We start from the raw sequence: 21,319 nt of genomic DNA on the forward strand, positions 1-21,319 counted from the left end.
GGCGGGAGGCCCGGCGCGAGGCAACCTTACGGAGGAGGGTTCATGGCATTTCAGGAGAACGAACGGGCGTCGGCCCATGACGCGGCCGGCACCAGCGGGCATGCACCGGAGGACGGCTTCTTCGGCCTGGATGTAGAAGCGGCGCACTACTTCGTGGTGGCCGCCCGGTGCGGCTGTTTCATGCAGGCGGCGCGCAGCCTGAGCATCAAGCCGACGCTGCTGCGCAAGAAGCTCGGGCTGCTGGCGGCCTGGGCCGGGCACCCGCTGTTCCAGCACCAGGGCAACGCCCTGGTGCTCAGCCCCGAGGGCCGGCGCCTGCGCACCCAGCTGGTGGCACGCCTGGCGGTGCTGTCGCCGGGCCTGGCACAGAACGAAGACCAGCCGCTGGTGCGCATCGCCGTCGCCGAACCGCTGCTGCACGACATCCTCGGCCGCGACCTGCTGGCCTTCCTCCGCCAGCACGCCAACGTGCGCCTGGAGCTGGCGCGTCTGGACGAGGGCGAAGCCCCGGCAGCGGACACCGACCTGCGCGTCTGGCTGGCCCCGCCCGACGATGACGCGCCCTGGCCGGGCTTCGCCAGTGCCCATCGGGAGTGCCTGGCCCAGCTGGAATACCTGCCCCACGTCGCCAAGCGCTACTCCCGCGAAACCAGCCGCCCGCGCAGCCTGGTGGAGCTTGCGGACTACATGCTGGTCGACCTGCAGGGCTACGCCGGCATCGAGGCGCTGCGCCCCTGGAACCTCGCCATCGCCGAGCGCCGCGCCGGGGTCACCCGGGTCAACTCCTACGAAATGCTCCGGCAGATGATCCAGTGGAGCGCCTGCATCGGCCTGCTGCCCCACTACGTCGGCCAGCTGGACAAGAACCTCATGGCCCTGCCGGCGCTGTTCGAGCCGCGCATGGACATGCAGGCCTGGCTCGCCGTGCGCGCCGGGGAGGAAGAGCGCGAAGAGGTCCGCCGCCTCGTCGCCCTGGTGCACGCCGCCTTCGATGAGCGCCGGGATTGGTTCTAGCGGGGGCGACCGGCAGCATGGGTTTCGCTTCGCTCTACCCATCCTACGAAGCGTTATTCGCCCCGCTGGCACGGTGCCCACGTGGGATGGGTAGAGGCACGAAACCCATCAATTCCCCGGCTCCGGAACATCCGGCTTGCTCGTGTGCGCCCAACCCGCCTGCGGATCTGCCTGGCGCGGTGTTCGCCCCGATCAGCATGGGTTTCGCTTCGCTCTACCCATCCTACGAAGCACCATGCCCGCAGGATGGGTAGAGGTACGAAACCCATCAATCGCCGGGCTCTGGCGTATCCGGCTTGTTCGTGTGCGCGGATCTGCCTGGCGCGGCGCTCGCCCCGATCAGCATGGGTTTCGCTTCGCTCTTCCCATCCTACGAAGCACCATGCCCGTAGGATGGGTAGAGGTACGAAACCCATCAATTGCCGGGCTCCGGCGTACCCGGCTTGCTCGTGTGGGTCCAATCGCGCTGGCGGATCTGCTTGGCGCGGCGTTCGAGCACGAGATAGACCACGCAGGCGATGGCCAGGGGCAGGAGGAAGTAGATGGCGCGGTAGCCGATCAGCGCGGCGAGGAGGGTGCCCTTGGACATCTGGTGCTGCATCAGGGCGATGAACACCGCCTCCAGCACGCCGAGCCCGGCGGGGATGTGGGTGATGACCCCGGCGATGCTGCTGATCAGGAGGATGCCGAGGATGGAGGGGTAGAAGGCTTCCTTGGGCAGCAGGATCCAGATCAGCGCCGCCATCAGCGACCAGTTGAGCATCCCCAACCCGACCTGGATCAGCGCCATGCGCAGGCTCGGCAGGGTCAGCTCCTGGTCGCGGAACCGCCAGTTGCGGCGCTTGGAGAAGCGGCAGGCGGCGAGGTAGGCGAGGGCGGCGGCCACCAGGGCGAAGCCGATCAGTTGCAGGCCGGTCTCGCCGATCTTCCAGCCCTCGGGCAGGTCCACCAGGCGCAGGGAGAACACGCAGCCGGCCAGCAGCATGTAGCCCAGCCAGTTGGTGATCAGGCTCAGGCTGAGCACCTTGGTGATGGTCGGCACGTCCAGCCCCAGCCGCGAGTAGAGGCGGTAGCGCAGGGCGATGCCGCCCACCCAGGAGCTGAGATTGAGGTTGAAGGCGTAGCAGACGAAGGTGACCGGGACGGTCTGCCAGGCCGGCAGCTTGTGCGCGGTGTAGTGGCGGCCCACCAGGTCGAAGCAGCAGTAGGTGGCGTAGCTCGCCGCGCAGGCCAGCCCGGCCAGTGCCAGGGTGGTGGCCTTGTAGTTGGCGATGGCCTGGCGCACTTCCTGCCAGTCGAGGTTCTTCACCAGCATGAACAGCAGCACCGGCACCAGGCAGAAGAAGAACGCCGTCAGGCCGCGCTTGGCCCAGGTCTTCCAGGTGGCCTTGCGCGCGCTCATGAGCTTTTCTCCTGCTGCTCGTAGACCGGCTCGACGCCGGCATCCTCCAGCGGCTGCAGCGACTTGATGCGCGGCGAGTGGGCGGGGAACCAGCCGGCGATGGCCGGGAAGTGCCGCAGGAAGTGGAAGCTGAGGAAGATCAGCGGCGCCCGCCACCAGTGGCCCCGGGTGATGCGCTGCAGCGTCACGCGCTTGCACTTGGCGTCGGCGAGCTGCTGCAGGTGGTCGTGCAACTGCTGGTTGAAGGCCGGGTCGCGGATCACCAGGTTGGCCTCCAGGTTCAGCGACAGGCTCAGCGGATCGAGGTTGCTCGACCCCACCGTGGACCACTCGTCGTCCACCAGCGCCACCTTGCCGTGCAGCGGCCGCTGGCAGTATTCGTGGATCACCACGCCGTCGCGCAGCAGGTAGTTGTAGAGCAGCCGCGAGCACAGGCGCACCAGCGGCATGTCCGGCTGGCCCTGGAGGATCAGGGTCACCTGTACGCCGCGCCGTGCGGCGTTGCGCAGCTCGCGCAGCAGGCGGTAGCCGGGGAAGAAGTAGGCATTGGCCACCACCAGCCGCTGCCGGGCCGAGCGCAGCGCACGCAGGTACTGCTCCTCGATGTCGTTGCGATGGCGCTCGTTGTCGCGGATCGACAGCAGCATGCGGGCATGCCCGGCCTCGCGGTTTTCCGGCGATTCCGGCAGCAGGCTGTGCACCTCGCTGGCGCTGTGGGCCAGCAACTGGCTGCAGGTACGGTGCAGGTCGCAGACGATGGGCCCGCGCACCGCCACCGCGTAGTCCTGCTTGGCCATGGGGCCGAAGTCGGCGAGGTGATCGGCACAGAAGTTGATGCCGCCGATGAAGCCCAGCTCGCCGTCCACCACCACCAGCTTGCGGTGCAGGCGGCGGAACAGGTTGGTGCGCATGCCCAGCACCCGGGGACGCGGGTCGAACATGTGCAGGTTGACGCCGGCCTCGGTCATCTCGCGGATGTAGCGGCTGCCCAGGTCGGCGGTGCCGTAGCCGTCCACCGTCAGCTCCACGCGCACGCCGCGCCGGGCGGCGGCGATCAGGGTCTCCTTGAGGCGCAGGCCGACCTTGTCCTCGAAGACGATGAAGGTCTCCAACAGCACTTCGTGGCGGGCCTTGTCGATGGCCTCGAACACCGCCGGGAAGAAGGCCTCGCCATTGATCAGCAACTCGACGTGGTTGCCTTCACGCCAGTCGAATTTCACAGGTGCACCTCCACAAGCAAAGGGGCGTGGTCGGACAGGTGGGACCAGGGCCGGCGCAGCAGCACCTGGGGTGAATGGCTGGTGGCGTTGCGCACGTAGACGCGGTCCAGGCGCAGCAGCGGCCAGCGTGCCGGGAAGCTGCGCGCCGGGGCGCCATAGGCGTTGACGAAGGCCTCGACCAGGCCGCGGCCGGCGAGGATGTCGTCGGCACGCACGCGCCAGTCGTTGAAGTCGCCGGCGACGATCACCGGCGCCAGCGGCGGCAGGCTGTCGAGCAGGCGGCAGAGCAGTTCCAGCTGCTGGCGGCGATGGGCCTCGCGCAACCCCAGGTGCACGCAGATGGCATGCACCTCGCGGTGGCCGGGCACGTCCAGCACCGAGTGCAGCAGGCCGCGTTCCTCAACGCCGGCGATGGACGCGTCGAGGTTCTCGTAGCGCAGGATGGGGAATTTCGACAGCAGCGCATTGCCGTGGTCGCCCTCCGGGTAGACCGCGTTGCGGCCGTAGGCGAAGTCGGGCCACATGCTGTCGGCGAGGAATTCGTACTGGGGCGTCGGCGGCCAGTTCCTGAAGCGCCTGGCATGGGACTGGTGGGTGCCGAGCACCTCCTGCAGGAACACCAGGTCGGCACCGAGGGTGCGCACGGCATCGCGCAGTTCCGGGAGGATGAAGCGGCGGTTCAGGGGCGTGAAGCCCTTGTGGGTGTTCACCGTGATGATGCGCAGCTGGTGCACGGCCGGCAGCAGGTCGGTGGCGGGCAAGGGGGCACTGGTGACGGTATTCACAGGTCGGCTCCTTCCAGGGGCTGGCCGGGTTCGGTCTGCAGGTGCGTGGCCAGCTGGAGTGTCTCCAGCAGGTGGCGGGCGTCGTAGGGCGCGCGCACCTTGATGTCGTTGTCGAAGTAGCAGTACACATCGCGGCTGGCGCGCTTGGCGGGTGGTTCGGCGCTGATCAGCCGGGCGTCGTCGGGCTGGCCACCCCGGCTCCAGGCTTCGATCCGCTTCTTCCAGGCCTTCAGCGCAGCGGGCGAGTAGCCGCTGGCATAGAGCTGCTTGTCGCCGTGCAGGCGCATGTAGACGAAGTCGCTGGTGAGGTCTTCGGCGTAAGGCCACTTCTTCGCCGTGTCGGCGACCACCAGGGCCACCTTGTGCCGGCGCAGCAGGGCGACGAAGGCCTCGTCGAGGAAGCTGTCATTGCGGATCTCCACCGCGTGGCGCAGGCGCAAGCCCTTGGGGATGTCCAGGTAGCCTTCCACGTGCAGGCGCGCGTCGCTGTGGCGGGCCAGGCTGCGGGCGGCGTCGCTGTCGTGGGGCAGGGCCTGGAGAAAGTCGGCGAACAGCGCGGGGTCGAACTTGAAGCTGGGCGGGAACTGCCAGAGCACCGGCCCGAGCTTCTCGCCCAGGCGGAACAGCCCCGAGGCCATGAAGTTGGCCAGGGGCTGCTCCACCTCGCGCAGGCGCTTCACGTGGGTGATGTAGCGCGGCGCCTTGACGCTGAAGACGAAGTCCTCGGGGGTATCCGCTGCCCAGCCGGCATAGCGCTCGGGGGTCTGCAGGGCGTAGAAGGAGCCGTTGATCTCGATGCTGTTGACCGCCCGCGAGGCGAAGCGCAGCTCCTTCTTCTGCACCAGGCCCCTGGGGTAGAAATCACCCCGCCAGGGGGCGTAGCGCCAGCCGGAAATACCGATACGGATCTCAGCCATCCTCGCCTCCGCTAGCGTCCCGGAGCCGGGTTGGCGGCCGCCAGCGTCCGCTCCAGCTGCGCCTCGTCGGCGACCACCTCTTCGCCGCGATCGCCCGCCGGCTGCATCCGCTGGGGGTGCAACTCGACCTTGATCCAGCCGCTCTCGCGGCGGTCGAAGGCCTTGAACGCTTCGATGGCATCGCTCATCGGCTTGACCTGGGTGAGGATCTTGGCCGGGTCGACGCGCTTGTTCAGGGTCAGCTCGATGAGCCTGGGGATGTACTTGCGGTGGTGGCAGTTGCCCATGTTGATGGTCAGGTTCTTGTTCATCGCCAGGCCGATGGGGAAGCTGCGCGCCTGCCGCGGATAGACGCCGATGATCGACAGGGTGCCGGCCTTGGCCAGGCCTTCGACCGCCCATTGCAGGGCCTGGCTCGGGGCGTCGCCGGGGTGCCAGTTGTCGCCGTCCGGGTGGGTGCGCGGGGTTAGTTCGGCCATCTCCCGGCGCATGCGCCCGGCGGCGTGGTGGTCGTGGCAGGCGTGCTCGGCGTCCACGCCCACGGCATCGATGGCGCGGTCCACGCCAATGCCGTCGGTGAGCCGGCGCAGGGTAGCGACCGGATCTTCCAGGTCGAAGTTGATCACTTCGGCGCCTTGCTGGCGGGCCATGCGCAGGCGGTCGTCGAGGTGGTCGATGGCGAACACCCGGGCGGCGCCCATCAGCTTGGCGCTGGCGATGGCGAACTGGCCCACCGGGCCGCAGCCGAACACCGCCACCGTGTCGCCGGGGGTGATCTCGGCCATCTCGGCACCGAAGTAGCCGGTGGGGAAGATGTCGGACAGCAGGATGGCCTGGTCGTCGCTGATCTCGCTGGGCAGCTTGATCAGGCCGATGTTGGCGTGGGGGATGCGGGCCTTCTCCGCCTGCAGCCCATGGAAGGGGCCCGTGGCCCGGGGCCCGCCGTAGAACGCGGTGCCGGCCTCCTTGCCGTTGGGGTTGGCCACGTCGCACTGGGCGTAGTAGCCGGCCCGGCAGTAAGAGCAGTTGCCGCAGGCGATGGTGGAAGGCACCACCACGCGGTCGCCGATCTGCAGGTTGCGCACGTCGTTGCCCAGGGCTTCGACGATGCCCACGCCCTCGTGGCCGAGGATGGTGCCCTTGACCATGCCGCTGACGGTGCCGCGCACGAAGTGCAGGTCGGTGCCGCAGATGGCCGAGGCGGTCAGGCGGATGATCGCGTCCGTGGGCGCCTGCAGGGTCGGCTCGGGGACGTCGTCGAGACGGATGTCGCCCACGTCATGGAATACGACTGCCTTCATGGGTGGCTCCTGTTCGGGCCCGGGCCGGTGTGGGTCGGCCACCGGGCATGGAAAACGGCAGGTGCCCTGGCGGCACCTGTGATAGTTCCGACTGGGCGGCAAGGGAGCGGTTCAGGTTTTCTGCCCGTTGGGCACGAGGCGCAGTACGGGCTTAGGCCCGGCGTGTGGTTGTGACGCGACCGCGAATGAATTGGCTCTGTTTGCGTTAGCTGTTGTGGTTTTAAAGCAAGTGCTCAAGCACAGCCCTTTCCGGGCGCCCAAGGGTTCGTGCCACCGCCACCGCATGGGTTTCGCTTCGCTCGCGGAACGCCGCCCGACCCATCCTACGAAAGCCTGTGCGCACCACGTGGCGATGCGCTGGACGAAGAAAGTTGGAGCAGCCGCCAACGCCCCTCCAGGAGGCCGAACGCAGTCGTTGCGCCGGGGGACGAGCGGCATGGATGCCGCGAGAGGCGCGCCGGGCCATGGATGGCCCATCGCGCCGGCCCCCAGAGCAACGATGGAGTGAGGGAACCCCGGCGAAGCCGGGGCCGGATGATGGGGCAAGCCTCTTTGGTTTCTTTCTTGGCGACTGAAGAAAGAGACTCGCCCGGGGGGCGAAACCAGAAACATCACCAGAGCTCGGCAATCAGCTGGGCTCAATTCTCTAGCAACACTTAACGCAGACAGAGCCAATGAATTCGCTCCTACAACAACCCCCGGAGGAATTCCGCGAAGCCCTCCGGGGCGCGGGCGTCGAGGCGGGCGCTGGTGTGCACGGCGGGGCTGCTGCTCCAGGAGATGCGTGCGCCGCTGCGTTCGAAGGCGCGCACCAGGTGCACGTCCTCGTGGGCGGCCAGGGGCGGGAAGCCGCCGGCGCGCAGGTAGGCCTCGGCGCTGAAGCCGAGGTTGGCGCCGTGCACGTGGCGGTGGTCGTCGTGCTGGTGGTAGTGGGCGTGGTAGCGCGCCTGGGCGTCGAGGTGGATGGCGTCCCACTGGGCGATGCGCACGGTGCCGCAGACCACGTCGGCCCCCAGGGCCAGCTGTGCGACCAGCCAGTTGGTGCCGGCGATGCTGTCGGCGTCGGTGCAGGCGATCCAGCGCGCGCCCTCGTCCAGCAGCAGGTGCACGCCGGCGGCTCGGGCCTGGCCGACGTTGCGCGCGTCGATGGCCAGGGTGGCGATGCCGGCGGCCTCGGCGATGGCGGCGGAGCCGTCGCTGCAGGCATCCAGCACGGCCAGTACGCGGACCGGTTCGCCGCCGAGGCCGGGGTGGGCGGCCGCCGCCAGCACCGATTCGATGCAGGCGCCCAGCAGCCGTTCCTCGTTGTGCACCGGGATGACGACGCCGATCATGCACCGCGCTCCCGCAGCCCCTCGCGCTCGGCCACCGAGGTGGCGTCGTGGCACCAGACCTCCAGCAGCAGGTCGGGCTCTTCATGGCGCAGCAGGCGCGGCATGCCCAGGCCCCGGGCCAGGCGCTCATGGACTTCGTCGCCGGTCAGCGGGCAGCCGTCGATCTCCGGCCGCCAATGGCAGGCCAGCAGGGTGCCGCTGCGGTTCAGCGACGCCAGGCAATGCGTGATCAGGCGGTCGAGGTCGCCAGCGTCGAGGTAGTAGCACAGCTCGCTGAGGACGATCAGGTCGAAGCGCCCCCTGGGCCACTGCTGCGGCAGGCGCGCCTGCAAAAGGCGCACGTTGGGCTTGTTGGCCAGGCGCTGGGCGGCCAGTTCCACGGCGCGCGCCGAGGTGTCGCAGCACAGCAGGTCGTGGCAGCGTTCGGCCAGGCGCAGGCTCAGCTCGCCGTTGCTGCAGCCGGGCTCGAACACCTTGCCGTAGAAGCCTCGGGGCAGGGCGGCCAGCACCAGGCTGCGCTTGCGCTTTTCGTACCAGCGGCGGCGGAAGGCCCAGGGGTCGCGGCTGTCCTGATAGAGCCTGTCGAAGTAGGTGTCGGCCACACTCATAGGAAGAACAGCTCGAAGGGTTGCTGCAGGCGTTCCAGGCTGGCGCTGCCGAGCACCGGCTGGCCACCACCGGGGTCGGCGTACAGCTGGCTGGCGAAGGCCTGCACGGCGTGGCGCTTGCGGGCCAGGGTCCAGATGTCGAGCTCGACCTTGCGCGCACGCTCCCAGGGGATGCGCGGGTCTTCCGGGCTCGCCCAGTGCCAGGCCCAGATGGGCACCTCGTGGACCAGCGCGCCGATCTCGCTGCCGACTTCGAGGGTGGCCAGCCCCACCGCCTCATGGTCGGCGTGGCCGTCCTCGCGCCAGGTGGTGAAGACCACGTCCGAGGGCTGCAGGTAGGTGGCGAGGAAGCGCTTGAGCTCGCCCAGGTGGCGCCCGACGCCGGTGTCGGGGAAGCCGCCGCGCAGCCACTTCAGCTCGGCCACCGGGATGCCCAGGCGGTGCAGCGCCTCGGCGCTTTCCTGGGGGCGCACGATGCCGAGGCGGTGTGCGGTCCAGTAGGGCGAGCCGGGGTGGCTGGCGCTGCCGTCGGTGACCGAGATCAGCAGCACCTGGCGGCCCAGCTGGAACAGCTGCTGCAGCAGGCCGCCACAGCCGAGCACCTCGTCGTCCGGGTGCGGCGCGACGATCACCGCGCGGGCTTCCGGCGGCACCAGGCGCTCGCAGCGAATGGTCGGCACCAGGCTCAGGTGCTGCGAGGCGTTCCAGGCCTGCAGCGGCGTTCCGTCGCCGTGGATGAGGGGCGCTCTCATGGCATCCAGCTCCCTTGTGGTTCTGCGGCGGCGAGGCGGCCGAGGGCGGCGAGGTCACGTTCGGCATGGCTCTGGCGCAGGTACACCGGCAGGTCGGCGAGCAGCCGTGCCAGGTTCGGGTCGAGGCAGTAGGGCGCCGCGCCCAGGGCGTGGCCGACATGCAGGATGGCGGCCTCGGCGGCGCCCTCGCAGATCGCCCGCAGGCGCCGCACCGGGATCTGGGCGTCGGCGCGCGGTTGGCGGTCGATCCAGGCGGCGCAGTCGCGCAGGGTGCAGGCGGCGGCGTAGAGCTGTGCGTCCAGGGCGCCCAGGTGGGCGAGGGCGTGGGGTTCGTCATGGCCCGCGCAATGCGCCCTCAGCGCCTCGCCCAGGGCCTGGGCGGCACCCAGCCAGCAGGCGGCGATGCCGGCGCCGCCGTGCCAGAAGCCGGGGCGCTCCAGGTAGCCGCCGGCCGGCCCGATGCAGTGGGCGCGGGCCTGCTCGAAGTGCACCGCGACGCTGCCCGTGGCGGCCATGCCCACCGCGTTCCAGCCGCCCGTGGCGATGCGCACCCCGGGCTGGTCCAGGGCCACGGCCACCAGCTGCTGGTGGCCGGCTTCGTTCCAGCCGGTGAGCAGCGCGTGGCTGAGCACGGCGGCGCCGGAGCACCAGGCCTTGGTGCCGTCCAGGCGCACGTCCTGCTGCGAGGTGCGGGCGTTGATGCGCACCCGCGCCTGCGCGGGCTCGGCGGCCCAGACGCCCCAGGTGCTGCCGGGCGGCGGCGCCTCGGCGCCGAGTTCGTGGAGGATGGCCAGGGCGTCGGTGTGGCCTTCGTAGAGCTTGCACAGGCCCAGGTCACGGGCGGCGACCCGGGCCAGCGCCTGCCAGCGCTGCAGGGTGGCACCGCCGCCTGGCCGGGGCAGGTGGTCGAGGCCCGCCGCCACCAGCGCGGCCAGGCGACGGCCGAGCTCGGGAGTGTCGGCGCCCGGGCGCGGGTACTCCGCCAGGTCGCCTTCCAGGCGGTCGGCGGAGCAGGCCGGGGCGCTCCCCATCAGCCGTTCTCCCGTTGCAGCTCGAAGAGCAGCAGCGAGCGGTTGGTGAGGGTGAACTCGGCGTCGAACTCGAAGCGCTCCAGGGAACGGTCGTCGGGACGGTTGGTGTCCAGCAGCAGCGTCCAGGCGGTGCCCTGGGCCACTTCCGGCAGGCGGAAGTTGACCACGTCGTGGTGGGCGTTGAGCAGCAGCAGGAGGGTGGCGTCGGCGCCACTGCGGCGGATGCCGGTGGGTTGCGCGCGGCCATCCATGAGCATGCCCAGGCAGCGGGCGTTGCCGTCCTGCCATTGCTCCTCGGTCATCTCGTTGCCACAGGGCGACAGCCAGGTGACGTCCTTGACCCCGAGTTCCTCGTTGTACTCGCCCACGAGGAAGCGGCCGCGACGCAGGATCGGGTAGGCGCGGCGCAGGCTGATCAGCCGCCGGGTGAAGTCCAGCAGGCTGCGGCCCTCGTCGTCGAGTTCCCAGTCGATCCAGCCCAGCTCGTTGTCCTGGCAGTAGACGTTGTTGTTGCCCTGCTGGGTGCGGCTGAACTCGTCGCCCGCCACCAGCATCGGCGTGCCCTGGGAGAGCAGCAGCGTGGCCAGCATGTTGCGCATCTGGCGCAGGCGCAGCTCGCGGATGTCCGGGTCGTCGGTGGGGCCTTCGACGCCGTGGTTCCAGGAGTAGTTGTTGTCGCTGCCGTCGCGGTTGCCTTCGTCGTTGGCCTCGTTGTGCTTGTGGTCGTAGCTGACCACATCGCGCAGGGTGAAGCCGTCGTGGGCGGTGACGAAGTTGACCGAGGCGTAGGGCCGGCGGCCGCGCTGGTTGAACAGGTCGCCCGAGGCGGTGAGGCGGCTGGCGAGCCCGGCGACCTGACCGTTGTCGCCGCGCCAGAAGGCCCGCACGGTGTCGCGGAAGCGGTCGTTCCACTCCACCCAGCCGGGCGGGAAACCGCCCACCTGGTAGCCGCCCGGGCCGCAGTCCCAGGGCTCGGCGATCAGCTTGAGCTTGCTCAGCACCGGGTCCTGGCGGCAGGCGACGAGGAAGCCGTGGCGCTCGTCGAAACCGTGGGCATGGCGACCGAGGATGGTGGCGAGGTCGAAGCGGAAACCGTCGACGCGCATCTCGGTGGCCCAGTAGCGCAGCGAGTCGGTGACCATCTGCAGCACGCAGGGGTGGCTGAGGTCGAGGGTGTTGCCGGTGCCCGAGTCGTTGATGTAGTGGCGGCGGTTGTCGGGCAGCAGGCGGTAGTAGGTGGCGTTGTCGATGCCGCGCATGCACAGGGTCGGGCCCAGTTCGTTGCCTTCGGCTGTGTGGTTGTAGACCACGTCCAGGATCAGCTCCAGGCCGGCGTCGTGCAGGTGCGCGACCATTTCCTTGAATTCGTTGATGTGGCCGCTGGCGAGGTAGGCCGCATGGGGCGCGAAGAAGGCCAGGCTGTTGTAGCCCCAGTAGTTGTTCATGCCCTTTTCCAGCAGGTGCTGGTCGTTGACGAAGCCGTGGACCGGCAGCAGCTCGATGGTGGTGATGCCCAGGGAGCGGATGTGCTGCAGCAGTTCGGCGTTCATCAGCCCGGCGCAGGTGCCGCGCAGGTGCTTGGGCACGGCGGGGTGGCGCATGCTGGTGCCGCGCAGGTGGGCCTCGTAGATCACCGTGGCGTCCCAGGGCACGCGCACCGCCTTCTGCTCGGGCCAGGTGAAGGCGGGGTCGATGACCTTGGACTTGGGCACGTAGGGCGCGCTGTCGCGCTCGTCGAAGGACAGGTCGCCGTCCTTGTGGCCGATGGTGTAGCCGAACAGCGCCTCGGACCAGCGCAGCCCGCCCATCAGCTGGCGGGCATAGGGGTCGACCAGCAGCTTGTTGGGGTTGAAGCGGTGGCCGGCGTCGGGCTCGTAGGGGCCGTGCACGCGGTAGCCGTAGATCTGCCCGGGGTGGGCGTCGGGCAGGTAGCCGTGCCAGATCTCGTCGGTGTATTCGGGCAGTTCGATACGCTCCAGTTCACGCTCGCCCTTGGCGTCGAACAGGCAGAGCTCCACCTTGGTGGCATGGGCGGAAAACAGCGCGAAGTTGACCCCCAGGCCGTCCCAGGTGGCGCCCAGGGGAAAGGGGTGGCCTTCGGTTATCCGTGAGCGTTGCCTGCTCATTGGTGCTTCTCCTCAAACGACTCGGTGGGGTTCAGGCTTTCGGCGCCTTGGGCGTGGCCTTGGCGGCACGCGGCTTCTTCAGCAGCGCGGGTTTTTCTTCGGTGGCGGCCTTGGCGGCACGTGGCTTGCGCGGTGCCGGCGGGGCGGCGAGGGCCTCGGCGGGCGTGCTGGACGGGACCTCCTTGGGTTTGCTGACCCGGCGCGGCTTGGGCGCCGGCGGGCGCTCGCCGCGGGTTTCCGACTCGGCGAGCTTGCGCGCCATTTCCCAGTGACGGGCTTCCTGGCCCGTGGGTCGGCCCTCCGATTCCCAGATCTGGTAGGCGAATTCGCGGATGCGCTGTTCTTCTGCACTCATGGCTGTGGCTCCTGGTGAGGTCTGAAACACAAGAGGTTGACGGGGAAGTCCGCCAGCGCCTGCGCCACGGCGATGCGCCCATCGACGGGGTGCAGCGGCGCGCTGGAGAACACGCCGGTGAGCGCGCCCTCGGCAATGGCGGCGGGCAGCACCACGCGGGTGTCGCCCCAGCGTGCTGGTGGGATGTGGGGGGTGACGGCCTCGTCCAGCAGCCCGCTGGCCAGGCGCGGCACCAGCACCACCAGGTAGTCGCCGCCGTGGCTGCGGGCGAAGGCCAGCAGCTGCTCGGCGTGCTCGCCCTCCACCGGCAGTGGCTGGTAGTCGCCCCGGGCGAAGAGGTCGGCGCGGGCATAGCGCACCGAGAGCACGGTGGAGATCAGCCATTGCTTGATGCGGCCATCGCGCCAGTGCTCGATCAGCTGGTGCTGGTCGGCCGGTTCGGTGAGGGCGTCGATGCGGCGGGCGAAGTCCACTTCGCGGCGGTTGTCCGGGTCCACCAGGCTGAAGTCCCAGAATTCGGTGCCCTGGTAGAGGTCGGGGATGCCGGGCGTGGTCATGCGCAGCAGGCACTGGGCGAGTCCGTTGAGGGCGCCGGCGGGGGCGATGGCGTTGGCCGCGGCGGCGATGTCGATGCGCAGCTCGCGGGCGGTGTCGCGCGCCAGCAGGTCGTGCAGGAAGGTGCGGCAGGCCACTTCATAGACGGCGTTGGGGGCGCTCCAGCTGCTGTGCAGCTTGGCCTCGCGCAGGGCCTTCTCCTGCCAGCGCAGCAGGCGCTCCAGGTAGGCCTCCAGGGCGTGGCGGTCGTCGGCGTCGAGGTCCAGCGGCCAGCTGCCGAGCAGGCACTGGTAGAGCATCAGCTCGTCCGCCGCGCTGGGGGCGCCGTCGCTGTCCAGCACCTCGCGCAGCGGCGCTGCCAGGCGCCGCCAGTGCTCGCAGCGGGCGGCGAACCAGGCGGAGCGCTCGCTGAGCACCGCCAGGCGCGCGCGGTTGTCCTCGCCGCGCTTGTGGTCGTGGGTGGCGGTGGTCAGCAGGTTGCCGGGGAAGTGCTGCGAGCGCGCCAGGCACTGGGCGTGGAACTCGGCGACCGAGCCGCTGAACTGCTGCGGGTCGAAGCCCACGTCGTTGCGCGAGAGCAGCACCGCCGAGCGGTAGCAGGCGGTGTCCTCCACGGCCTTGGCGGCGGCCGGGGAGGTGAGCTGCTGGAAGCGCGCCAGGACCTTGCGCCGCTGCTTGCGCTGCGGGCCGGGCGGCACCTCGCGCAGGGGCTGGCCGCCGAGCCAGCGGTCCAGGTGCTGCAACAGCGGCTGGTCGGCCTCGCCCAGGGTGCTGCGGGCACCGGCCAGGGCCTGCTCGAAGACGCGGCGGTCCTGCTCGGAGCGGCCGCAGGCACCGGCATAGGTGCGGTACACCGGGAAATGCACGATGAGTTCCAGCAGCGCGCGGCGGATGGCGCCCAGGGTCAGGTCGCGGGTGGCGATGTCCTCGCGCGCCACCAGCAGCAGGCCCTGGGCGAGGTTCTCCAGATCGCCCGCCAGGGAGCTGGTGAGCACCAGTTGGCGGGCTTCCAGCACCTCGTCCTGGAAGCGCCCGGAGCGGCCACTCAAGGTGCTCCACAGGGCGTTGAGCTGCAGCTCGCCCAGGGGCGAGTGCTGCAGCAGGGACACCTGGTTCATGAATTCGTAGCCGGTGGTGCCGTCCACGCCCCAGTCGCCGGCCAGGCGTTCGCCCGGGCCGAGGATCTTCTCGACGTAGATCGGGAAGTGCTGGCCGAGCAGGGCGCGCGGGCGCTTGTCCAGCAGGCCCTCGACGCGCCGGCGCAGGCGGCGGCAGTAGCCGCGCGGGTCGGCCAGGCCATCCACGTGGTCGATGCGCAGGCCGTCCACCAGGCCCGCTTCGATCAGCTCGAAGACCTTGGCATGGGTGGCTTCGAACACCTCGGGGCGCTCGACGCGCAGGCCGCCCAGTTCGTTGATGTCGAAGAAGCGCCGCCAGTTGATGTCGTCGGCGGCGGTGCGCCAGCTGGCCAAGCGGTAGTGCTGGCGCTCGAGCAGCCGGTGCAGGCGCTCCAGGCCTTGCGGCGTGTCGGCGTGGTAATGCTCCAGGGCGCGGGCCAGGGGCGCGTCGTCCGGGGTGGCTTCGGCCAGTTGGCAGCGCAGCTCCCGGGCCTGTTGCCAGGCGTCGGGTTGCCCGTCCAGGGCCTCGAAGCGCGCCGCGAGGTCCGCCAGGGACGGCTCGCCGCTGGCCCGCAGCAATTCGCCGTAGCTGGGCGGGGTGAGGGGGAAACGGTGGTCGAAGTGCTGGGCGTAGAGGCTGCCGTCCCCGGCGTCGTAGCGCAGGGCGATCTCGCCGGCCGCCAGCACCTCGCCGTAGTCGCTGCGCAGGAAGGGCACCAGCAGCTGGCCGCGCAGCAACGGGTCGTGGGAGCGCCACTGGATGTCGAAGAACTGTGCGTAGGGGCTGCTCCGGCCCCATTCGAGCACGTCGAGCCACCAGGGGTTGTCGTCACCGCCCACGGCCATGTGGTTGGAGACGATGTCGAGGATCAGCCCCATGCGCTGCTCGCGCAGGGCGGCGACCAGGCGCTCGAGCGCCGCTTCGCCACCCAGCTCGGGGTTGACCCGGGTGGGGTCGACCACGTCGTAGCCGTGCACGGAACCCTTGCGCGCGGTGAGCAGCGGCGAGGCGTAGACATGGCTGATGCCCAGGCGGGCGAAGTAGTGCACCAGGGGCACGGCGTCGTCGAGGGTGAAGCCCCGGTGGAACTGCAGGCGCAGGGTGGCGCGGACTTCATTCATGGCCTTGGCCCTCCAGCTGGCGGCGTGCGTCGTCGAGGCGTTGCAGGCGGCGGCTGGGGCCCGGGCCGTCGAGCATGCTGGCGGCCGGTTCGCTCCAGCGTCGCCGCCAGTTGGGGTGCTGGTCGCCGGGACCGGGTAGGTTGGGTTGTTCCTCGCTGCCCATCACGTCTTCCAGGGGCAGCAGCACCAGGGGCGCGGGGGTGCGGCCGACGAAGCCGATGCAGGCTTCCAGCTGCGCCTCGCTGTCGCTGTCCGGGCCGTGGCTCGGGTCGCTGGCGTGGAGCGCGGTGGTCAGCGCGAGCTTTTCCCGCGTGCGGGCCTCGCGGTCGCCATGGCTGTGCTCGGCGCTGCGCTGGCCGGTGACCTCGCGCCACTCGATGTCGCGCCCCAGGAGCCAGCCGCGCATGCTCGGCAGGTCGTGGGTGGTGGTGGTGGCGAGGGCGTCGCGGGGCCAGCTGTGGGGCGGCAGGAAGCGGCCGTCGGCCTGCTCGAACTGCAGCACGCGCATGCCGAGGATCATCCGCTGCGCCAATTCTTCACGCAGGCCGGCGGGCACGGTGCCGAGGTCTTCGCCGATGACCAGGGCGCGGTGGCGGAAGGACTCCAGCGACAGCAGGCGCAGCAGGTCCTGCAGCGGGTAGTTGAGGTAGGCGCCGGCTTCCGGCGGCGCGCCCTGGGGCAGCACCCAGAGGCGCTTGAGGCCCATCACATGGTCGATGCGGATGCCGCCGGCGTGGGCCAGGTTGGCCTGGAGCATTTCGATGAAGGCGCGGTAGCCGTGGCGTTGCAGGCCCTCCGGGGAGAAGGCCGAGACCCCCCAGCTCTGCCCGGAGCGGTTGAGGATGTCCGGCGGGGCACCCACGGTCACGGCGGGCAGCAATTCGGCCTGGCGCGCCCAGGCCTGGCTGCCGGCACCGTCGGCCCCCACGGCGAGGTCGGCGATCAGGCCGATCTTCATCCCCGCGCCCCGGGCAGCGCTCTGCACGCGGTCCAGGCCACGGGCGATCAACCACTGGCAGAAGGCGTGGAAGGTGACTTCCTGCTCGTGCTCGGCGGCGAAGCGCAGCACCGCCTCGTGCTGGGGGTCGCGGTACTGCTCGGGCCAGACGCGCCAGTCGGTGGGCAGGCCGCTGCGGCTCATGAAGCCGTGCAGGGCCTCGAAGCGGCAGTGCTGCAGCAAGGCGTCGCCGCCGTGCTCGCGGAAGCTGGCGAAGTCGGCGCTGAAGGCGTTCTCCGGGCCGCTGAAGCCGTCGAACAGCGCACGCAGGATGGCCTGGCGGCTGCTGGCCACGGCGGGCCAGTCGATCAGCGGCTGGGCTTCCAGGCGCGCCAGCTCGGCACCCAGGCCGCAGGCGGCGATCGCCTGCTGCATGGCACGCTCGCCGAGGATGCAGCCGGGGGCGGCGTGCAGCGCGTTGAACAGCAGGCGGCTGGAGGGCGAGTAGGGGCTGTAGGTGTGGCTGTTGGCACTGAACATGGCGTGCACCGGGCTCAGGGCGATGGCGTCGGCGCCCTTGGCGGCGGCGCTGCGGGCCAGTTCCTCCAGCGCCTGGGTGTCGCCCAGGCCGCCGTCGCCGGGGCGGCGCAGGGAATACAGCTGCGCGGTGAGCCCCCAGATGTGCCGGCGCTGGTGGTCGCAGAGCTGGGCCACGCTCTGGCAGGCCGGCGGGGCCACGGCCAGGGTCAGCGCCTGGTCGCCGATCAGCAGGCGCTGGTAGCCGCAGGCGGCGATGGCGGGCAGGCGGCCTTCGTGGTCGAGGCGGGCGTCGACCCGGGTGCCGTCCTCGAGCTGCAGCGCAAAGGGGGTGCCGGCGGCGAAATGCCGGGCCAGCGACAGCGGCTGGCCCTGGTCCAGCGTCAGCAGGGGGGCGAGGGTGGCGCTGCCGCGCTGCTGCTCGATGTGGGCGAGGCTGGCGTGGATCTGCTGCTCGCTCTGCGCCGGGTAGCCGAGGGCTTCGAGCAGCGCACGCTGGGCCTCGGGGGCCACCTGCTGCGGGCGGCCGTCGGCGTCGGTCCAGTGGATGCTGAGGCCGGCGGCACCGGCCAGGTCGGCCAACAGGGCGTCGCTCATGCGCTGTCCTCCAGGGTCACGGCGACGCTGCGCGGCGCCAGCAGGCCCTGGCGGTAGTCGTCCAGGTCCATGCGGTTGGAGAAGATCACCCGCGCGCCGTCGTGCGGCAGCGGTGCACGTACCGGGGCGGAGGCGAGGTTGAGGTCGATGCGCAGCAGGCTGCCGTCACCCAGGCGCCAGCTGGCCGATACGGCCTTTTCCTCCAGCACCCGGGTGCCGATGGCCTGGCTGCCGGGCAGGCGTGGCACCAGTTGCGCGTGGCGCAGCTCCAGCAGGCGCCGGTAATAGACGCGCCAGGCCTGCTGGCCGGGCTCGGTGCAGGTGGCGCAGTCGGGGATGGAGCCGGTGAAGGTGCCCAGGGCGTTGGGGTCGGGAATGCTCCGGCGGATCTGCTCGTCGGCGAACACCGCGAACTCGCGGAACTCGTTGCGCCGCCCGTCGCGCACCGCGCGGCCCAGTTCCTCGTTGTGCGAGGTGAAGAACAGGAAGGGTTGGCGCGAGCCCCATTCCTCGCCCATGAACAGCAGCGGGATCATCGGGCTGAGCAACAGCAGGGCGGTGGCGGCCTTGAGTTCGTCGGGCTCGGCCAGGCTGGCCAGGCGCTCGCCGAAGGCACGGTTGCCGACCTGGTCGTGGTTCTGCAGGAACAGCACGAAGGCGGTGGGCGGCAGGTGTGCGCTGGACTGCCCGCGCAGGTGGCCGCGCCGGGTGGACTCGCCCTGGTAGACGAAGCCTTCGCCGAGGCAGCGCGCCAGCTTGCTGGTGGTTTCCGTGGCGAAATCGGCGTAGTAGCCCTCGCGTTCGCCGGTGAGCAGGGCGTGCAGCACGTTGTGGCCGTCGTCGTTCCACTGCGCGTCGTAGCCCTTTTCCAGCAGGTCGACGTCGTTGTCCTCGTTCTCCAGCACCAGGTGCAGGTGGCGGCCCTTGCCGACGGCGGCGCGCAGGCGGCCGGCCATCTCCACCAGGAAATCCTTCTCGGCGATGGCGTGCACGGCGTCGAAGCGCAGGCCGTCGACGCGGTAGTCCAGCACCCACATCAGGGCGTTCTCGCAGAAGAAGTCGCGCACCTGCACCTGGCGGAAGTCGATGGCCGGGCCCCAGGGGGTCTTGCGTTCGCGGTTGAAGAAGGCCCCGGCGTACTGGCCGAGGTAGTTGCCGTCGGGCCCGAAGTGGTTGTAGACGACGTCGATGAACACCATCAGGCCCAGGCCGTGGGCGCTGTCGATGAGCCGCTTGAGCGCCTCGGGCGGGCCGTAGGAGCTGTCCGGTGCGAAGGGCAGCACGCCGTCGTAGCCCCAGTTGCGGGCACCGGGGAATTCCCCCAGGGGCATCAGCTCGATGGCGGTGACGCCCAGTTCCTTGAGCCCGGGCAGCAGTGCCTCGACGCGGTCGAAGCCGCCGAGCAGGCCGACATGCAGTTCGTAGATCACCGCCTCGTGCCAGGGGCGGCCCCGCCAGTCGGCGTGACGCCAGCGGTAGGCCTTGGGATCGACCACCCGGCTGAAGCTGTGGGGGCCGTCCTCCTGGGCCCGCGAGGCCGGGTCGGGCACGCGCAGGTGCCCGTCGATCAGGTAGCGGTAGAGGGTGCCGGCGCCCAGGGGCAGGCGGCTGCAATGCCAGCCTTCGCCGTGGGCGCGCAGCGGGTGGCGGCTGCCGTCGTCCAGCTCCACCTCGACGGAGCCGGCATCCGGTGCCCAGAGGGCGAAGCGTGTGGTGCCGTCTTCCTCGAGCAGCGCCCCATGGCTGCGCGTCAGGGGAAACATCAAGCCTGACCCCCTGCCTGCAGCGTCATCGAGCCGGCCTTGAGCAGCCGCTTGTACAGGCGGTCATAGGGCTTGACCGACTGGTGCCAGTAGAGCGGCGAGGCCATGGCCTGGCAGCGCATGGCGTTGAGCAGCTCGGGGTGGCGGTAGACGTTGAGCGCGCGCTGCACGGCATCCAGGTAGCTGGCGGCATCGGCCTCGCGGAACAGGAAGCCGGTGACGCCATCCTCGATGGTGTCGGCCAGGCCGCCGGTGCGCCGGGCGATGGGCAGCGAGCCGAAGCGCTGGGCATACATCTGGCTCAGGCCGCAGGGTTCGAAGCGCGAGGGCATCAGCAGGAAGTCGCTGCCGGCGAACATGCGCCGGGCATCGGTCTCGTTGAAGCCGACGTGCACGCCGATGCGGCGCGGGTGGCGCTGGGCGAGGTCCTGCATGGCCGACTCCAGGGCCGGCTCGCCGCGCCCGATGATGGCCATGCGACCGCCGCCGGCGACGATGGCGTCGGCGATCTCCAGGGTCAGGTCGATGCCTTTCTGCTGCACCAGGCGCGAGACCACGGCGAACAGGGGGCCGTCGCCCGGCTCCAGGTCGAAGAGCTTCTCCACGTACTCGCGGTTCTCGCGCTTGCCCTGCCACAGCTGGGCGCTGAAGCTGGCCACCAGGTGCTCGTCGGTACGCGGGTCCCAGCTCTCGTCGATGCCGTTGGTGATGCCGCTGAGCTGGCCCTGGTCGACACGGTGCTTGAGCATGCCTTCCAGGCCGCAGCCGAAGTCCTCGGTGGTGATCTCGTGGGCGTAGTTCTCGCTCACGGTGGTCACGTGGCTGGCATGGGCGATGCCGGCCTTGAGGAAGGACAGCTTGCCGTAGAACTCCATGCTTTCGTGGCTGCAGGCTTCCGGCGGCAGGCCCAGCTCCGGGCTGCACTGCGGGTCGATCAGGCCCTGGTAGGCGAGGTTGTGGATGGTGAACACGCTGGGCGTGGTCTGCCCGCGCCAGGCCATGTACGCAGGGGCGAGGCCGGCGGGCCAGTCGTTGGCGTGGATCAGCTCCGGGCACCAGCTGAGGCAGGCGGTGCCGGCGGCCAGCTCGGCGGCGGCCAGGCCCAGGCGGGCGAAGCGGATGTGGTTGTCCAGCCAGTCGCGGCCCTCGGCGTCGCCATAGGGCGTGCCTTCGCGCTCGTAGAGCTCGGGGCAGAGGATGACGTAGACGATCAGGCCGTCCTTGAGGTCCATGCGGCCGATGCGGCAGGCGGGCAGGGCGGCATGCCCCGGCACCCGGCCGATCACGCGGATCGGGTTGCCGCTCTCCAGCACCTGCCGGTAGCCGGGGATGAGGACGCGAACGTCATGTCGGGAAGCCAGGGCCCTGGGCAGTGCAGCGGAAACGTCCCCCAGGCCGCCGACCTTGACCAGATCGGCGAACTCCGAGGTGACGAACAGAATTCTTTTCTTGTTGGTGTGCAGGCTTTCAACATGCAGCTGGGGGCGATTGGTCACGAAACTCAAACCCCCGAGCTGAGCGCTCGCTACAGCATTTCCCATATCATCCTCCGCTATCCAAAATCCCTGAATAGGGGGATGCAGTCTCACCGTCCGTGCGCGGGTCATCGTTCCTGCACCGCTTCTCGAGCCGGTGCCAGATGGAAAGATGAGCTTGGAAACCCAGCACAGACGTCACATCCCCACATAAACCCTGACCGGGCGCGGAGCGGAGAAGTTTCGACTATTTTTCCCTCCGGCCGGCCGTCGGGGAACGTTGGCGATGAGGGTTGTCGTCGGCTGCAGCATCGCGGATGAATTTCGCTCCCACGACGGGCGCGCCCGTCGCCTGCACCGGTGGATAGTG

General features: G+C 70.1%; 16 protein-coding genes. 1 reads left to right on the plus strand and 15 read right to left on the minus strand.

Annotation, left to right across the window (positions count from 1 at the left end; all coding sequences use genetic code 11):
• The first annotated feature begins 42 nt into the window (after window positions 1–42).
• Window positions 43–1,014, plus strand: coding sequence for a LysR family transcriptional regulator (locus tag ACYJSS_RS17520; RefSeq protein ID WP_236204937.1), 972 nt, complete (start codon window positions 43–45; stop codon window positions 1,012–1,014).
• Between the two features lie 415 nt (window positions 1,015–1,429).
• Here ACYJSS_RS17520 and ACYJSS_RS17525 read toward each other — a convergent pair whose 3' ends face one another.
• From ACYJSS_RS17525 to glgA, 15 genes are all read right to left on the minus strand, one after another.
• Window positions 1,430–2,416, minus strand: coding sequence for a lysylphosphatidylglycerol synthase domain-containing protein (locus ACYJSS_RS17525; RefSeq protein WP_111264373.1), 987 nt, complete (start codon window positions 2,414–2,416; stop codon window positions 1,430–1,432).
• On the minus strand, window positions 2,413–3,636 hold the full coding sequence (gene clsB, locus ACYJSS_RS17530) for a cardiolipin synthase ClsB (RefSeq protein ID WP_236204936.1): 1,224 nt from the start codon (window positions 3,634–3,636) through the stop codon (window positions 2,413–2,415). The genes ACYJSS_RS17525 and clsB overlap by 4 nt, the downstream gene beginning before the upstream one ends.
• Complete coding sequence (locus ACYJSS_RS17535; RefSeq protein ID WP_111264371.1) at window positions 3,633–4,421, minus strand: endonuclease/exonuclease/phosphatase family protein; 789 nt, start codon at window positions 4,419–4,421, stop codon at window positions 3,633–3,635. The genes clsB and ACYJSS_RS17535 overlap by 4 nt, the downstream gene beginning before the upstream one ends.
• Window positions 4,418–5,338 (minus strand): DUF72 domain-containing protein, encoded by a 921-nt coding sequence (locus ACYJSS_RS17540; RefSeq protein ID WP_236204935.1) that lies wholly within the window; start codon window positions 5,336–5,338, stop codon window positions 4,418–4,420. Before ACYJSS_RS17540 ends, ACYJSS_RS17535 begins: the two co-directional genes overlap by 4 nt.
• Before the next feature lie 11 nt (window positions 5,339–5,349).
• Window positions 5,350–6,639, minus strand: a complete 1,290-nt coding sequence (locus ACYJSS_RS17545) for a zinc-dependent alcohol dehydrogenase (RefSeq protein WP_236204934.1) — start codon at window positions 6,637–6,639, stop codon at window positions 5,350–5,352.
• A 686-nt stretch (window positions 6,640–7,325) separates the two neighbouring features.
• Complete coding sequence (locus ACYJSS_RS17550) at window positions 7,326–7,973, minus strand: glycosyltransferase family 2 protein (RefSeq protein ID WP_236204933.1); 648 nt, start codon at window positions 7,971–7,973, stop codon at window positions 7,326–7,328.
• Window positions 7,970–8,581 (minus strand): class I SAM-dependent methyltransferase, encoded by a 612-nt coding sequence (locus ACYJSS_RS17555; protein WP_111264408.1) that lies wholly within the window; start codon window positions 8,579–8,581, stop codon window positions 7,970–7,972. Before ACYJSS_RS17555 ends, ACYJSS_RS17550 begins: the two co-directional genes overlap by 4 nt.
• Entirely contained in the window at window positions 8,578–9,333 is a 756-nt protein-coding gene (locus ACYJSS_RS17560) for a PIG-L deacetylase family protein (RefSeq protein ID WP_111264409.1), read from the minus strand. Before ACYJSS_RS17560 ends, ACYJSS_RS17555 begins: the two co-directional genes overlap by 4 nt.
• The gene (locus ACYJSS_RS17565) at window positions 9,330–10,364 is read right to left on the minus strand and encodes an acyl-CoA dehydrogenase family protein (RefSeq protein ID WP_236204932.1); all 1,035 of its coding nucleotides are present in this window, start codon (window positions 10,362–10,364) and stop codon (window positions 9,330–9,332) included. Before ACYJSS_RS17565 ends, ACYJSS_RS17560 begins: the two co-directional genes overlap by 4 nt.
• On the minus strand, window positions 10,364–12,490 hold the full coding sequence (gene glgX / locus ACYJSS_RS17570) for a glycogen debranching protein GlgX (RefSeq protein ID WP_236204931.1): 2,127 nt from the start codon (window positions 12,488–12,490) through the stop codon (window positions 10,364–10,366). Before glgX ends, ACYJSS_RS17565 begins: the two co-directional genes overlap by 1 nt.
• Window positions 12,491–12,521: 31 nt before the next feature.
• Window positions 12,522–12,845 (minus strand): DUF2934 domain-containing protein, encoded by a 324-nt coding sequence (locus tag ACYJSS_RS17575; RefSeq protein WP_236204930.1) that lies wholly within the window; start codon window positions 12,843–12,845, stop codon window positions 12,522–12,524.
• The gene (locus ACYJSS_RS17580) at window positions 12,842–15,640 is read right to left on the minus strand and encodes a malto-oligosyltrehalose synthase (protein ID WP_236204929.1); all 2,799 of its coding nucleotides are present in this window, start codon (window positions 15,638–15,640) and stop codon (window positions 12,842–12,844) included. Before ACYJSS_RS17580 ends, ACYJSS_RS17575 begins: the two co-directional genes overlap by 4 nt.
• Window positions 15,633–17,711 (minus strand): 4-alpha-glucanotransferase, encoded by a 2,079-nt coding sequence (gene malQ, locus ACYJSS_RS17585; protein WP_236204928.1) that lies wholly within the window; start codon window positions 17,709–17,711, stop codon window positions 15,633–15,635. The genes ACYJSS_RS17580 and malQ overlap by 8 nt, the downstream gene beginning before the upstream one ends.
• A complete protein-coding gene (treZ, locus tag ACYJSS_RS17590) occupies window positions 17,708–19,474 on the minus strand; it encodes a malto-oligosyltrehalose trehalohydrolase (protein WP_236204927.1) in 1,767 nt (588 codons plus the stop codon). The genes malQ and treZ overlap by 4 nt, the downstream gene beginning before the upstream one ends.
• Window positions 19,474–21,015, minus strand: coding sequence for a glycogen synthase GlgA (gene glgA, locus ACYJSS_RS17595; protein WP_236204926.1), 1,542 nt, complete (start codon window positions 21,013–21,015; stop codon window positions 19,474–19,476). Before glgA ends, treZ begins: the two co-directional genes overlap by 1 nt.
• Between the last annotated feature and the right edge of the window lie 304 nt (window positions 21,016–21,319).

It is taken from the genome of Pseudomonas sp. No.21 (assembly GCF_054558415.1).

Excerpts from the sequence above, each read along its gene's own strand:
- ACYJSS_RS17520 (WP_236204937.1), top strand. The coding sequence starts at position 43 with ATGGCATTTCAGGAGAACGAACGGGCGTCGGCCCATGACGCGGCCGGC.
- ACYJSS_RS17525 (WP_111264373.1), bottom strand. The coding sequence starts at position 2,416 with ATGAGCGCGCGCAAGGCCACCTGGAAGACCTGGGCCAAGCGCGGCCTG.
- ACYJSS_RS17540 (WP_236204935.1), bottom strand. The coding sequence starts at position 5,338 with ATGGCTGAGATCCGTATCGGTATTTCCGGCTGGCGCTACGCCCCCTGG.
- ACYJSS_RS17545 (WP_236204934.1), bottom strand. The coding sequence starts at position 6,639 with ATGAAGGCAGTCGTATTCCATGACGTGGGCGACATCCGTCTCGACGAC.
- ACYJSS_RS17550 (WP_236204933.1), bottom strand. The coding sequence starts at position 7,973 with ATGATCGGCGTCGTCATCCCGGTGCACAACGAGGAACGGCTGCTGGGC.
- ACYJSS_RS17555 (WP_111264408.1), bottom strand. The coding sequence starts at position 8,581 with ATGAGTGTGGCCGACACCTACTTCGACAGGCTCTATCAGGACAGCCGC.
- ACYJSS_RS17560 (WP_111264409.1), bottom strand. The coding sequence starts at position 9,333 with ATGAGAGCGCCCCTCATCCACGGCGACGGAACGCCGCTGCAGGCCTGG.
- ACYJSS_RS17565 (WP_236204932.1), bottom strand. The coding sequence starts at position 10,364 with ATGGGGAGCGCCCCGGCCTGCTCCGCCGACCGCCTGGAAGGCGACCTG.
- glgX (WP_236204931.1), bottom strand. The coding sequence starts at position 12,490 with ATGAGCAGGCAACGCTCACGGATAACCGAAGGCCACCCCTTTCCCCTG.
- ACYJSS_RS17575 (WP_236204930.1), bottom strand. The coding sequence starts at position 12,845 with ATGAGTGCAGAAGAACAGCGCATCCGCGAATTCGCCTACCAGATCTGG.
- ACYJSS_RS17580 (WP_236204929.1), bottom strand. The coding sequence starts at position 15,640 with ATGAATGAAGTCCGCGCCACCCTGCGCCTGCAGTTCCACCGGGGCTTC.
- malQ (WP_236204928.1), bottom strand. The coding sequence starts at position 17,711 with ATGAGCGACGCCCTGTTGGCCGACCTGGCCGGTGCCGCCGGCCTCAGC.
- treZ (WP_236204927.1), bottom strand. The coding sequence starts at position 19,474 with ATGTTTCCCCTGACGCGCAGCCATGGGGCGCTGCTCGAGGAAGACGGC.
- glgA (WP_236204926.1), bottom strand. The coding sequence starts at position 21,015 with ATGGGAAATGCTGTAGCGAGCGCTCAGCTCGGGGGTTTGAGTTTCGTG.